The organism is Nostoc sp. JL23 (genome assembly GCF_017115065.1).
Taxonomy (GTDB): domain Bacteria; phylum Cyanobacteriota; class Cyanobacteriia; order Cyanobacteriales; family Nostocaceae; genus Nostoc; species Nostoc punctiforme_A.
Genome location: NZ_JABXKN010000144.1, coordinates 1 through 12,390, shown reverse-complemented (window position 1 = coordinate 12,390; position 12,390 = coordinate 1). Strand labels below are relative to the sequence as shown.

Below are 12,390 nucleotides of genomic sequence, written 5' to 3'. Positions count from 1 at the left end.
AATCAAATTGCTCTTCTAGTTTCAGCAAAATATTAATTAGAAAATGGATTTATTATTACTTCACTTCGCTGGGTTCAAATTTAGTTACCTTACCTTTTTTAATCGCTACAATCACATCGTAATGCGAACAGTAAGCGAATGTGACATCATTAGCTTTGTTATAAAGGTTAACTACATGACCTGCACCACCTACTTGGATACCGATTGGTTCCAAGTCAGCAAAGAAGAAACGACGTAGTTGATCGCCACTACCAATTTGACCTTTACTCTTAGTAAGCAAGTCTAGTTTTTGTGCTATAGACATTTCTTCGGCTGCTGATGCCTGCACTAATGAAGGATTGATCGCCTTTAATGGTACGTCCCAAACTGTGAAAAAACCAACCAAGGCTACGCTTGTAAGTAAGGGTACAAGTTTCATTTGTTTCTTCTCTTCTTTGTTTTATCCTGAACATCCCAAGCATCTCAGGTGGCAGTGAGAGCTTATTGAAACTAAGCCACTATTTTCATGAATTTATCCTTGGAGAAAATTTAGTTAATTCTCAGCATTTTCTCAGCTAATCATGGCTGCCCAAAGTCACAGGATAATTTAAGTATTTTCTCAACAAAACCTCATTTTGAAGTGCGTGAGGGGAACTTAATATGATGAGCAATGCTTTCATTGCAGTGATGTTATTGTGACTAGACCCAAAAGACCACATCGCCAAATCTATAGAATTTCAGGACAAACATATCTTTGGCTAGCAATGCTAATTTTTGGAGCATCTAGCGCTGTTACCCGAAAACTAACAGAAATTGGTGCTCAACATTTTATCAGCAATGCCTACGGCGGCAAGCTACGCAATCCGATTTCTTTGTGTAATGTTTTATTTGTGGGAAACCTTTGCGCTTTGATACTTCTGATCCTAATCTATGGGCGGCAATGGAACAAAGCTACTTTGAAGCAACTCTCAAGGAAGGATTGGGTCAGTCTAACAGCAGTGGCTATTTTATCAGGAGCGTTAGCCCCTGGTTTAATTTTCCAGGCACTGGCAATTACAGGGGTGAACAATGTCATCTTGGTGGGACGCTTGGAACCGCCTCTAACTTTGGCTTTATCAGTCTGGTTATTGAGAGAACGGGTAAATATTTGGGAATTTATTGGTGCGATTGCAGCTTTTGTTGGCGTTATCCTAACTATTATCCTTCAGCCTTCAACAGAAACCATGATGAATATGGGAGGTTTCGGTTTAGGCATAGGGGAATTTTTGGCCGCAGTAGCATCTGTAGCCATAGCCGCTTCTACGATTATTAGTAAGAAACACCTTTCGCAGATTCCTTTGGGAATCTATAGCATTTTTCGGACTGCACTTGGGACTGTAATCTTTTTCTTCATTGCTTTAGTTCTCTATGGCAAGGATCATTTTGCTGATGTTCTCTCACCATTCTTGTGGCAGTGGATGTTTCTTTATGGCGGGTTGATTGTGGTGGTAGGTCAGTCTTTTTGGGTTAAAGGCTTGAAAACTTCCACTGTATCTACAGCTTCCCTAATTAGCTCATTTGGCCCAATTGTGGGAATTATAGCAGCCTATTTAATTTTGGGTGAAGCCCCTACCCGACCTCAATATATTGGCGGTAGCTTGATTTTAGGAGGTATATTCTTGAGTCAAGTTGGTACCAGGCGTCAGACTTCTAGCGGCAAGGTAAATTCTACTCCAGCACAGCAACAGGTAGAAACTGGTATGGGATTCAAAGGGATTTGAAGGATGAAAATTCTAGATCGCTAAAGATGTGATTTATCGCCGTCAAGACAAAAGACTGAATATTGTAGAGACGGCGATTCATCGCGTCTCTTACCTTAACCGAACAGTATTGCAAGTAAACCACCCATCCCAAATAAATGAAACCCTTGCGGTATATAAATTACAAATTACAAATACAAATACAAATTACAAATTCTGCACAGCGGTAGTAGTATGTCAAAATAAAAATACCCGATACATCAAGGTGAGCGATCGCTCCCAAAGCTAGATTAAAGGATTGACCTGAGCAATGGCAGACCCAACCAATCACAATCAAGCGGGAGAAGTAGCTCCCAGCACTGTTGACAAGCAAGCTCCCAGTGTGGCTGAAGAACACGCTCCTAGTACAGACTCACCCGAAGCCACAGATATTCCTACTGCCAACGCGCCAGATCCTAAAGCTGCAAACTCCGAAGATAGTCCCAAAGCTGCTAAACCAACTGCTGTACCACCCAAGCGAGAAAAACCCGCAGCCGCAGCTAAAGCCACAACAGGAGAAAAACCTGCCGCTGACGCAACAGCAGAAAAACCCGCCGCAGCTAAAGCCGCCAAAAAGGAAAAAGCCCCATCTGTTGAAGATAAGCCATTTGTAGAGTTCATTGAGCAAGACTACTTGCCAGCTTTACAAAAAGCGATCGCTCAAAAAGGCGTGCAAGATTTACAGGTGTCTTTTGCCAAGCAGAAGTTGCCAATCACTGGCTTTGAATCTGCCGAAGAATGCTGGCAAATTATCGGCAGTTGGTCAGAAATTGGTAAGCGTCAATTTAACCTGTATTTCCCCGATGAAGATATTCAAGGAAAAAAGGGATTTTCTTGTAATGAAGGCAAAAAACCTAGCACTCTTGAGTCATTCTTAATCGATGAGCGCAAAATTACCCTCGATTTGTTGGTATTTGGCTTAGTTCAGCGTTTAGACGGTCAAAAGTGGTTAGGTAGAAATTAGTCATTAGTCATTAGTCATTAGTTTTTAACAAAGGACAAATGACTAATGACAAAGGACAAAGGACAAATGACTAATAATTAAAGTTCGTGAAAATGGTAGGTAACGGCTCCAGTATTGGGGTCGTTATCAATTTTCACATAACCTGATTTGTACATCTCTTTGAGAGTAGCTTCCACTTCAGCAAAGCTGGCTCCTGTAAACTTCACCCCTTGAGTGACAGTTAAAATACCACCCTTGCTTTCCGCTGCTTCAATCAGTTTCATCATGAGTTGGTTGCCTGTTGGACGATGGACTTGAGAAGCAACTACTGCTTGATTCAACGGCACACCAAAGGGAGATACACCCGCTTTTAATCTCAGGTTATGTTCGTATTCGTCAACCATATTGGGGATAAAGAACAAATCCACAAACTGCCCTATACCAAACACGCCACCAGTCAACAGCCATAACAAACCAGTTCCGATCTTGCCATTGTAGAAACGCTGCAATCCTCCCACCCCCATAAATCCGACTGCACACAAGATATAAGAGACAAGAAGTCGGTCTTTATGCTGCTGATTGTTTTCAAGATTCATCTTGTTTTCAACCTTTTGGATTTACTCTTGTTGTTTAAAATGGTTTTTTCGGACTATTTTTTATACCAAGTTCTAATAACTAGACTTACTTCTTGCACCAGTTGCTTTCTAACAATTTTCGTAATAAACAATGCGTTATTATTTGAAGTTGTCGGCATTGTCTAATCTATAGTTATTGATAAAGATGCAAAAAATAACTAAAGTACTTAGATTTATTCAGTAATTATGCTAGTCATGGATTGTTAATTTTAAGATGCCCAACGTATTAATAGAACCCCATGAATTTATTGTAGTAACAACCACAGAAAATTACTGAGATAGTAGTGCTTTGAGAATCAAGAGGTGAGTGCTACTCCACTTAAACGAGATAATGCTGCTTGCTGAACTATATTTATTTGACTACCAATCCGCGATTTTTGATTCCGTAAATATTGAATGATTGTTGCAACTCTTAATGTTTTGCTTATAAATTTCTCACCCGCACCTTGGTAGACTGAACTTTATACAATTGGATTATTGTGGGCTGTTACGGTTTCCCAGAGCATTTCTGGTGAAGCAGTCCGGTCTTCTCCCAAAGGGAGAGGCTCACACCAACAGGGTTTTCCACGCCACTTGCTCCACTTGGGGAGACCCCAAGACCGCAGTGGCTCCCCGGAACTGCCGTTACCGTGGCGGTAGGGACGTAAGAGCGTCACCTGAAAGGTCTACTTAAGATAATAAAGACGAAAGAGAAATCAAGACATGGTAGATTCCCTCAAAAAACCAGGCTTTGAAGAAATCCGGCCAGGGATTAAAGTCCCGGCAAAAGAAACCCTGTTAACACCTCGGTTTTATACTACCGATTTTGATGAAATGGCACGGATGGATATCTCCGTCAACGAAGACGAGTTACAAGCCATTCTCGAAGAGTTCCGCACTGACTACAACCGCCACCACTTTGTTCGGGATGCCGAGTTTGAACAATCCTGGGATCATATTGACGGGGAAACTCGCAAGTTATTCGTTGAATTTCTAGAACGTTCCTGTACAGCAGAGTTTTCCGGCTTTTTGCTGTATAAAGAACTTGGTCGTCGCTTGAAAGGAAAAAGCCCTGTTTTGGCAGAGTGTTTTAACCTGATGTCAAGGGATGAAGCGCGTCACGCTGGCTTTTTGAACAAAGCTTTGTCCGACTTTAATATGTCCCTAGATTTAGGGTTTTTGACTAAGAGTCGCAGTTATACCTTCTTTAAACCGAAATTCATCTTCTACGCTACTTATCTTTCTGAGAAGATCGGTTATTGGCGCTATATTACCATTTATCGCCATTTAGAAACACATCCCGAAGATCGGGTTTATCCAATCTTCCGGTTCTTTGAGAACTGGTGTCAGGATGAAAACCGTCACGGCGATTTCTTTGATGCGATCATGAAATCTCAGCCGCAAATGTTGAATGATTGGAAAGCACGGCTATGGAGTCGGTTCTTCCTATTATCAGTGTTTGCGACCATGTACCTCAATGACATCCAACGCAAGGACTTTTATGCCACCCTTGGATTGGATGCGCGAGAATACGATATCCATGTAATTAAGAAGACCAACGAAAACGCAGGTCGGGTGTTCCCGTTGATGCTGGATGTAGAGAATCCAGAGTTTTATGAGCGGTTGGATGTTTGTATAAGCAATAACGAGAAGTTGGGTGCGATCGCTAACTCCAGCACTCCCAAATTCCTGCAAATCTTCCAAAAACTGCCGCTTTACATCTCCAACGGCTGGCAGTTATTGCGGCTGTACCTGATGAAACCGATTGATACTGTTTCTGCTCAAGGGGCAGTTCGTTAATTTATAAAAGGTTTGTGAAAACTTTGGTGGTTCTGCTGGTTGCAGAGCCACTTTTTTTGTCCTTTTTCCAAGCCAATGATTATTGATATGTCAAACAATTAGTAGTGCGCTCGCTAATTTATTAGCAGGCAAAAATCGGAGATAGTTGCTTAGGTGTAGTTTTGTAGTAGATACCTTGAGTTAAGCTGATTTTTCCATTCTGATTAAGTTTGGAGTCAATATTTGATGCTTGGCTGCTTCTGCCTCGTAACATCTGAGAATCAGTGATGTCAGCTTATCTAAATCACTGATAGAGGAAATAATTACTTTTGATGCGGCATCTCCCAGAGAAGCTGTTACTTCCTGCACTTCAAAGTTTGAAGCTAGAGATTTTACTTCATCTACACTTAGTCGAACAATAAAACTTTTTTTCTGCGAAGACAGATATAGCCGCAGAAACCACCAAGTACTTTTGCCAACAAGATTGATACCAAAGTATGAAACAGTATCTTTGTATTGGAGTTGATAATTGTAACTCGTTGAGGTTTGCGTAATTGATTTAATTTTTTCAAAAGCTTCGATTTCTTCAGCAGTTGTTACTACTTTTGATTCTTGAGGATCTGGTTGTATATCCCCTGCTTCAATATCTATGTCTATTGGAGTTTCAACAGGCTGATCTATTACTGGAGTAAGTGAGCGAGTCATTAACTCTACTAAACTTCCCTGAATCGACTTTTTAACAATTGGTTTGAATTTATCAATAATTTTACCAGTAATTCGACCTTTAATTTCATAACTAGGAGCAACTGTACCAAGTTCAGTCACTAAAAAGCGAACAAATTCTTCAGAAGGAGAACGTAAAAGATTTCCTATAAGTTGAGTCATGCCTTTTACATAAACCATTTCCTCAGCATGGTTAGTAATAGCTGTAACCTCAAAATTATCACGGTGAAAGAATTTGAGGTTATCAATATCTTTGGTATCATATTCCAGGATGTTAAAAGTAAAAAATGGCTCCTTGTCCATGACATTTGTTTCACGCAAGTCTGTAAAAAAACGGTATTCAATACCGTTAGTGACGATAGCTACTTTTGTTGTCGAAAGTGCATTAAAATATCTGCTCAATTGTCCATCATGTGCCTCAGCTTTTTGACCACGGGCTTTTGCTTCTACGAGCATAACTTTAGTACCGTTAATAGCTAAGGCGTAATCTACCTTTTCAAACTGCCCTGCTTTTTTGATAGCAAAATCTGCCACGTATTCCGGTATTACTTCACTAGGATCGTAGACATCGTAGCCAAGAACACTCAAAAAAGGAACAATCAGTGCCATCTTAGTAGATTCTTCACCAACAACTTGGTCAGCCCGCTTACGCACTTGTTCAGATAGCTTGGTAATATCTTCAGTGAATGCCATCTTGATTGCTCCAGGTAGATTGGTGAGTATTGATAGGTTTTTTTGTAAAATAAGAGTGATTGTAAGGTGACGTAGTAGATTTGGATTGAAAGTGTTAGTGCGATCGCCTTTCTTATCACTCCTATAAAAGTATTCCCAAATAAGTACCAGCCTGTAACACTCATGACTTGTTCACAGGTGCAATGGCATCAGTAATGAATAAAAATAAATCAGAATGATTTTTTATGAAGCTTCAGCCTCTGCGAGACGCGCAATGGGCAGACCAAAATATTGCTGAGTGAATGAATTTTACTTTTTACTCAGCAATATTTTGGTGAGAAAGGTTTTCGTGAGTTTCTACGGATATAACAGAAGCCGACATTAGGATACACTGGCATTTAAATACACCGGAAGTTCATCAGCGACTTAGTTTGTCGCTTCTGGTGACTTCCTAGTATCCTATTGCTTTTGGCTGTATGAAACTTACTCTAATCTACGGTAAGTCTCCCTGAAGAAGGTTTTTAGCATCTAAAACGACTACCACTGTTTTGAGGCTATAGCCTTAGAATATTTACAAGCTTTACTTACGAATTAGCACTCTCTAGATAAAAGTACCATTTTTGCTGTGTAAGCTGACATTCTACCTGTTTCATCCAGATTTGTGTAGCTTATTAACAAATCAACGGATTCATTAATATTAAGCCTGCTTTACTATTTAGTTTCTTAGCCAGACCTATTAGACAGCTAGAGTGTTCATTTCACTTTGTTCAATAGCTTTTAGCCCTTATCGCTCCCATGCTGACCCATCACCGCAAGCCCGTGTGCTTATCACTGATTTCCACTGACCTACCGATCTGGTCTGTTGTCGAAACTGCCGCGACATTGTATCAAAAAGATACCGATCGATTTCATTTACTGATGACCGCACCGCCTTTAATTAGCTGCGAAGTAGAGAGTGTCATAAGTCCAGAAGACACACTTCCTCAAAGCAAGAGCAAAGCTTACGCCCCTAACAGTCCCAGAATTTTGTGGCTGGAGATTTCCCCTTACCGAGTCATCATGACTATGCAAGGTAACGCTCAAGTGAGTTACCGTCACTTTTGGGAACAGGGTGTCTATGGCATTAGTCGCTATTGGTTGCCAACTGAGTCATTGCAACCTAACGATCCGATACGTTTACGAAATTTTACTCGTAGCCTAACTCTCAACGGACATCCTTTGCCGGAGAATTTGCGACTGGAATATGAATTGTGGGCAGAAAAAGTCCAATTAGGATGCTACATACTGAATTTGGAAATTAAACATTGATAGGTGTGGGGAGTGAAGAAGATAACAGCTTACAGGGTATAGATTATTCCCTATCACCTGTCACCTGTCACCTCTCCCCTAATCTCAATTCCCAATCCCTCTTAACCAAAATAACTGGGTTGGTTTCCAGGTTTCCATTTAATATTGCAACCAACACTCGGCTTTTGCTCACTTGTAACAGGTTTACCCGCTAGCACTGCTTCAATGGCTGCGCGTAAATCTGCACCTGTTACAGGTTTACCGTTACTGGGGCGGCTATCATCTAATTGTCCCCGATAAACAAGTTGGCGTTGATCGTCAAATACAAAAAAATCTGGTGTGCAAGCTGCTGTGTAAGCCTTTGCCGTTTCCTGGCTCTCGTCGTAGCATAAGGTAAAATTTAAACCTTGTTCTGTGGAAAAGGCTTGTAACGACTCTGGCGCATCATCTGGGTAATTCTTTGCATCGTTAGCACTAATAGCAACGATCGCTAAATCACCTGTAAAATAATCTCTTCCTAACTGCACTAATTCGTTTTGGACGTGTTTTACAAACGGGCAATGCCGACAAATAAACATTACCAATAGTGCTTTTTTTTCTGCAAAGGTAGAAAGTGAAGTTGCCTTTCCAGATACTACTTCCGGTAGATTAAAATCTGGCGCTTTAGTGCCTAGTGGCAACATAGTTGAAGTAGCTAAAGCCATAGTTCACCCAATATTTTTACGCTGATAACTAACGGCTTTTGTTATCAGTATATTTTCACTTTAGCACTAAGTTTTCCATAAAATAAGAGACGGTAAATTTACCGTCTCTTACATTTTTTGAGATTTATTTTAAATAAATTAGTTTTTACAGACTTGCCAAAACACCAACAATACCGTGTCCTGTGAATACTTCTAATGCTATGAGAGAGACAAAACCAATCATTGCTAACCGACCGTTGAGCATTTCTGCATAGGGAGTGAAACCAGTGCGATCGCCTTGCTCATCTATATAAACTTTTGGCTCGATCGCAAAGTTGTTCAGTTTGCCTTGGTCGTCAATTATAGCAGTGTTTGTACGCATGGATTTTTCCCTGTCTTCGTCTTTATGTAAATAACTGTAACAAAGTTATTAATATTTGTAAAGTATCTTAATCTAATCACGTAGTAGTCCAAGCAAGCCAGAGAAAAGATATGATGATGAATCGAGTTCAAAGCCATGTCTAAGCAACAGGCTCCGCTCCTTGTGCGTAAGCACTTTCAATCACGGTAGTTTCTCATGGGGGAAACCTCCTTAGTGTGAGCCTCTCCCTTTGGGAGAAGAGCGAACTACCTCACAAATCCATTCCCCAACAGCTAATGCATCGATTTCGAGTAGAGGTTATTGCCAAAACACCAAACCCGCAGCAGGTGATTTATGCCGCAATGCACCAGGACTATACTGATGGGTTCGTGTTTGATGAGCGCGACTTGTGGCCCTCGGAGTCACAAAGCGGCGAAGTTATTGTTAAGCGGCTTTTAGCGGGTGAGAGGGGACACTATGGGCCTTTAGAGCATCCCCAGATTGTTTTCAACTGTGGCTACTTTCCCCACAGCGTAATGCAGCAGGCGCGGACTCATCGCGTTTCTGTATCATTTGATGTGCAATCTTTTAGATATACAGGCAACCAATTTATTGACGTAGTAGAAGGCAAGAAAGACATAGAAGATGTTTTTTATCTACGTCCCGTTGGTTATTACACTGATAGACAAGGCAAAAAGTATCACTATTCACCAGAGCAACGAACAGCAGATTTGGAGTGGTGTTTAGAAGCAGCTAAACGATATAAAGCTGATTTTGAGAGTGGAATGTCTGAAGAACACGCCAGAGGTAAAGTGCCTTTTGACTATCGCCAGCATTTTGTAGTTAGTTTTAATTTAAGGTCTTTCTTGCATTTTTGCGACCTGAGAAATAAGAAAGATGCTCAACTTGAAATTCAAAAGTTGTGTGAAATGATGTGGCCTCATTTTGAAGATTGGGCACCTGCGATCGCACAATGGTATGAAAAGCAGCGTCTAGGTAAAGCCAGGTTAGCACCTTAGATAATGGCTGAAAGTTGACATAATTTGCGGTAGGATAAGGCGAAGCGATTATCCTCGGATTTATTGGGTTTGATTTAGGGCGATCGCATCTATTTTTTTTGATGAACAAAGCTGTCGATATTAGCACTAAAAAATTAATCAGCCTTGCACCAAATAATTGGGCAAAATGGGTGACAGGAATTTCCGACATTGTTACAGGCGAAATCTTAAATACAGAATTCCAATGGATTAGCCGACAAAGCGATGTTGTAATTCAGGCTGAAAGTCCCCAATACGGGAAATTTCTCATCCTCAATGAGTTACAATTACGCCACACATCAGAAATGCCGCGTCGGATGCGTGCTTATGCTGCTCTTGCGGAAGAGAAATATAAACTACAAACTTACCCTGTACTGATAAATATTCTCAAAATCAGCAACAGCGAAATACCTACAAGCTTTGCATCCAATTTTATCGGGTTAAGGGCAATTCAAGATTACCGCGTAATCAACCTTTGGGAAGTTGACGTAAATATTGCTTTTGAGACGCCGTTACCGTCGCTGCTTCCCTTTGTACCAATTCTCAAAGGCGGAGAAAACGAGTCTACAATTAGGGAAGCATTGCGAATGCTGCGTGCTGATGAGCAATTAAATCAACTTGAGACAGTTCTGGCATTTTTTGCAACCTTTGTATTAGAAAGTACTTTAGTTCAGGAAATCATGAGGTGGGATATGACAGTCTTAAGAGAGTCACCTTGGTATCAAGAAATTTTACGTGAGGGAGAAGCACGAGGACAAGCAGAAGGAGAAGCACGAGGAGAAGCACGAGGAGAAGCACGAGGAGAAGCACGAGGAGAAGTACGTGGAATAATCTCTAGCATTGAAACAAGTTTAGAGGCGAAATTTGGCAGCGATGGTTTGGAGTTGATGTCGCAAATTTCGCAAATTTCTGACTTAGAGCAATTGAAAGAGATTTTACGCAGAATTGTTGTAGCAAATACAATTCAAGAGTTACGGAATGTTTTGTAGGATAAAGCGATCGCTCCAACTCCTGCCTGAGAGCTAGAATATGATGAAAGTTTAGACTATAAAATTTTCGAGTTATTACACTTAAAATTTTAATGAATGTCTGCAAGAGATATTTTTCATAATTTAGTTAGATTGGCTTTGCAAAAAGATGGCTGGACAATTACACACGATCCACTGTCTATTGATTTAGCAGATGGACAATTGCAAATCGATCTGGGTGCAGAACGGTTAATTGCTGCCCAAAAACAAGACGAAAGAATTGCTGTAGAAATCAAGAGTTTTGTTGCTCCTTCTGCGATTTCTGAGTTTCATACAGCTTTAGGACAATGTTTAAATTATCGAGTAGCACTAAAACTAAAAGAACCAGAGCGAGTTCTCTATTTAGCTGTTCCGCTAGCAACTTATGAAGATTTTTTCTCACGGCAATTGCCACAACTGAGTATTCATGAATATCAATTGAAACTGCTAGTATTTGACCCGGAAAATGAGGTAATTGTACAATGGATAAACTAGCAAAGTATAGAGAAATCATCCAGCAAGTTTTGGCAAATCATGCTCAAATTAAACCTGCCTATGGTGAAATCGAACGGCAAACTATTTTTGATGTACAACAAGATCATTATCAAGTTGTGAATACGGGTTGGGAAAATCGTCGTCGGGTTTATGGCTGTTTAATTCATCTAGATATTCGAGATTGTAAGATTTGGATTCAGTATGATGGAACTGAGATTGGCGTGGCTAATGAATTAATAGAATATGGTATTCCTAAGCAAGATATAGTACTGGCTTATCAGCCTCCTTATATGCGAAAGCTGACAGAATTTGCAGTGGGATAAAGCAAGCGATCGCACTTCGATTTTTGGGTATGATTTAGAGCGATCGCACAATGTTATGAAAAGCAGTGTCTAGATAGAGCGAGATTAGATTTTTACTAGTTACGTTACAATTTAAAACTCAAACTTTTATTTTGAATGCCTTAGACTTTATCCAGCGTAACAATTTCTAGGTGAGCTAGTATTTGCACTGCTACATTACGTAGCTTATAGCACAATTTTTCTTTCTGAATTCTGTTTGATAGACTAAGGTTACTAAATATAACAGTATAATAGATGACAGTTTTTTAAGCTTGACAAAAAGATGAGTGTTATCCCGTTTATATTGGATGGTAGTAACAGAACTGTAGTGGAAACTGCGGAAGAATATGAAAAAGCTGGTGGTCTTGAAGGAAACGTAATATTTATACAAAATCTTGATGCCAAACAAATTCGTAATACAGACTCTAGTAATGTAACTTACGATTTAAAAGTTGGCGATGAATACAGGGATCATAGAGAATCAGGTAAAACTGATTTATTAGATAATGGCAGAATATCTCTACAACCAGGAGCTACTGTAATTATTGAGACGGCCGAAGCGTTTAAATTGCCTAAATCTAGATTTGGTCATATAGTTCCAAAAGTATCTCTTTTACAAGATGGTTTATCTAATACCAAAAGTGTTGAATGTTAAGAAAAATCCGATAAAAATAACCCAAAATATGGTAAT

General features: G+C 40.1%; 15 protein-coding genes. 9 read left to right on the top strand and 6 right to left on the bottom strand.

The window, feature by feature from the left end; translation table 11 throughout:
• Positions 1-55: 55 nt before the first annotated feature.
• Positions 56-418, bottom strand: a complete 363-nt coding sequence (locus HWQ42_RS31185; RefSeq protein WP_292818894.1) for a hypothetical protein — start codon at positions 416-418, stop codon at positions 56-58.
• A 256-nt stretch (positions 419-674) separates the two neighbouring features.
• Between HWQ42_RS31185 and HWQ42_RS31180 the strand changes: the two genes are divergently transcribed.
• Both HWQ42_RS31180 and HWQ42_RS31175 read left to right on the top strand, forming a co-directional pair.
• Positions 675-1,739 carry a DMT family transporter gene (locus HWQ42_RS31180; protein WP_292818892.1) on the top strand — a complete coding sequence of 355 codons (1,065 nt, stop codon included), beginning with the start codon at positions 675-677 and terminating at the stop codon, positions 1,737-1,739.
• Between the two features lie 289 nt (positions 1,740-2,028).
• Positions 2,029-2,721 carry a DUF2996 domain-containing protein gene (locus tag HWQ42_RS31175; protein ID WP_292818890.1) on the top strand — a complete coding sequence of 231 codons (693 nt, stop codon included), beginning with the start codon at positions 2,029-2,031 and terminating at the stop codon, positions 2,719-2,721.
• A 77-nt stretch (positions 2,722-2,798) separates the two neighbouring features.
• Here HWQ42_RS31175 and HWQ42_RS31170 read toward each other — a convergent pair whose 3' ends face one another.
• Both HWQ42_RS31170 and HWQ42_RS31165 read right to left on the bottom strand, forming a co-directional pair.
• The gene (locus tag HWQ42_RS31170; RefSeq protein ID WP_292733119.1) at positions 2,799-3,296 is read right to left on the bottom strand and encodes an NINE protein; all 498 of its coding nucleotides are present in this window, start codon (positions 3,294-3,296) and stop codon (positions 2,799-2,801) included.
• Positions 3,297-3,796: 500 nt separating this feature from the next.
• Positions 3,797-3,991 (bottom strand): hypothetical protein, encoded by a 195-nt coding sequence (locus HWQ42_RS31165; protein WP_292818888.1) that lies wholly within the window; start codon positions 3,989-3,991, stop codon positions 3,797-3,799.
• A gap of 46 nt (positions 3,992-4,037) precedes the next feature.
• Here HWQ42_RS31165 and acsF point away from each other — a divergent pair, with 46 nt between their 5' ends.
• The gene (acsF, locus tag HWQ42_RS31160; RefSeq protein ID WP_292818886.1) at positions 4,038-5,114 is read left to right on the top strand and encodes a magnesium-protoporphyrin IX monomethyl ester (oxidative) cyclase; all 1,077 of its coding nucleotides are present in this window, start codon (positions 4,038-4,040) and stop codon (positions 5,112-5,114) included.
• Between the two features lie 180 nt (positions 5,115-5,294).
• Here the strand turns inward: acsF and HWQ42_RS31155 are convergent, their stop codons facing one another.
• Positions 5,295-6,509 (bottom strand): type I restriction endonuclease, encoded by a 1,215-nt coding sequence (locus tag HWQ42_RS31155; RefSeq protein ID WP_292818884.1) that lies wholly within the window; start codon positions 6,507-6,509, stop codon positions 5,295-5,297.
• 774 nt (positions 6,510-7,283) lie between these two features.
• On the opposite strand from HWQ42_RS31155, the gene HWQ42_RS31150 reads away from it, so the two are divergent.
• Positions 7,284-7,796: a hypothetical protein gene (locus HWQ42_RS31150; protein WP_094348271.1), complete on the top strand. Its 513-nt coding sequence runs from the start codon at positions 7,284-7,286 to the stop codon at positions 7,794-7,796.
• A gap of 101 nt (positions 7,797-7,897) precedes the next feature.
• Here HWQ42_RS31150 and HWQ42_RS31145 read toward each other — a convergent pair whose 3' ends face one another.
• Together HWQ42_RS31145 and HWQ42_RS31140 are read right to left on the bottom strand one after the other, a co-directional pair.
• Complete coding sequence (locus HWQ42_RS31145) at positions 7,898-8,479, bottom strand: thioredoxin family protein (protein ID WP_292818882.1); 582 nt, start codon at positions 8,477-8,479, stop codon at positions 7,898-7,900.
• A 145-nt stretch (positions 8,480-8,624) separates the two neighbouring features.
• Positions 8,625-8,840, bottom strand: coding sequence for a chlorophyll a/b-binding protein (locus HWQ42_RS31140; protein ID WP_099101899.1), 216 nt, complete (start codon positions 8,838-8,840; stop codon positions 8,625-8,627).
• A gap of 275 nt (positions 8,841-9,115) precedes the next feature.
• On the opposite strand from HWQ42_RS31140, the gene thyX reads away from it, so the two are divergent.
• From thyX to HWQ42_RS31115, 5 genes are all read left to right on the top strand, one after another.
• The gene (gene thyX / locus HWQ42_RS31135; protein ID WP_292818948.1) at positions 9,116-9,838 is read left to right on the top strand and encodes an FAD-dependent thymidylate synthase; all 723 of its coding nucleotides are present in this window, start codon (positions 9,116-9,118) and stop codon (positions 9,836-9,838) included.
• Positions 9,839-9,939: 101 nt separating this feature from the next.
• Entirely contained in the window at positions 9,940-10,845 is a 906-nt protein-coding gene (locus HWQ42_RS31130; protein ID WP_292818878.1) for an Rpn family recombination-promoting nuclease/putative transposase, read from the top strand.
• Positions 10,846-10,941: 96 nt separating this feature from the next.
• Positions 10,942-11,358 carry a XisH family protein gene (locus HWQ42_RS31125; protein WP_292733134.1) on the top strand — a complete coding sequence of 139 codons (417 nt, stop codon included), beginning with the start codon at positions 10,942-10,944 and terminating at the stop codon, positions 11,356-11,358.
• Positions 11,346-11,681: a XisI protein gene (locus HWQ42_RS31120; RefSeq protein WP_292818876.1), complete on the top strand. Its 336-nt coding sequence runs from the start codon at positions 11,346-11,348 to the stop codon at positions 11,679-11,681. The genes HWQ42_RS31125 and HWQ42_RS31120 overlap by 13 nt, the downstream gene beginning before the upstream one ends.
• 346 nt (positions 11,682-12,027) lie before the next feature.
• The gene (locus HWQ42_RS31115) at positions 12,028-12,354 is read left to right on the top strand and encodes a hypothetical protein (RefSeq protein WP_292818874.1); all 327 of its coding nucleotides are present in this window, start codon (positions 12,028-12,030) and stop codon (positions 12,352-12,354) included.
• Positions 12,355-12,390 lie beyond the last annotated feature (36 nt).

Coding starts and splice junctions, on each gene's coding strand:
- HWQ42_RS31150 (WP_094348271.1), top strand. CDS start 7,284: ATGCTGACCCATCACCGCAAGCCCGTGTGCTTATCACTGATTTCCACT.
- HWQ42_RS31175 (WP_292818890.1), top strand. CDS start 2,029: ATGGCAGACCCAACCAATCACAATCAAGCGGGAGAAGTAGCTCCCAGC.
- HWQ42_RS31125 (WP_292733134.1), top strand. CDS start 10,942: ATGTCTGCAAGAGATATTTTTCATAATTTAGTTAGATTGGCTTTGCAA.
- HWQ42_RS31130 (WP_292818878.1), top strand. CDS start 9,940: ATGAACAAAGCTGTCGATATTAGCACTAAAAAATTAATCAGCCTTGCA.
- acsF (WP_292818886.1), top strand. CDS start 4,038: ATGGTAGATTCCCTCAAAAAACCAGGCTTTGAAGAAATCCGGCCAGGG.
- HWQ42_RS31185 (WP_292818894.1), bottom strand. CDS start 418: ATGAAACTTGTACCCTTACTTACAAGCGTAGCCTTGGTTGGTTTTTTC.
- HWQ42_RS31170 (WP_292733119.1), bottom strand. CDS start 3,296: ATGAATCTTGAAAACAATCAGCAGCATAAAGACCGACTTCTTGTCTCT.
- HWQ42_RS31145 (WP_292818882.1), bottom strand. CDS start 8,479: ATGGCTTTAGCTACTTCAACTATGTTGCCACTAGGCACTAAAGCGCCA.
- thyX (WP_292818948.1), top strand. CDS start 9,116: ATGCATCGATTTCGAGTAGAGGTTATTGCCAAAACACCAAACCCGCAG.
- HWQ42_RS31120 (WP_292818876.1), top strand. CDS start 11,346: ATGGATAAACTAGCAAAGTATAGAGAAATCATCCAGCAAGTTTTGGCA.
- HWQ42_RS31140 (WP_099101899.1), bottom strand. CDS start 8,840: ATGCGTACAAACACTGCTATAATTGACGACCAAGGCAAACTGAACAAC.
- HWQ42_RS31155 (WP_292818884.1), bottom strand. CDS start 6,509: ATGGCATTCACTGAAGATATTACCAAGCTATCTGAACAAGTGCGTAAG.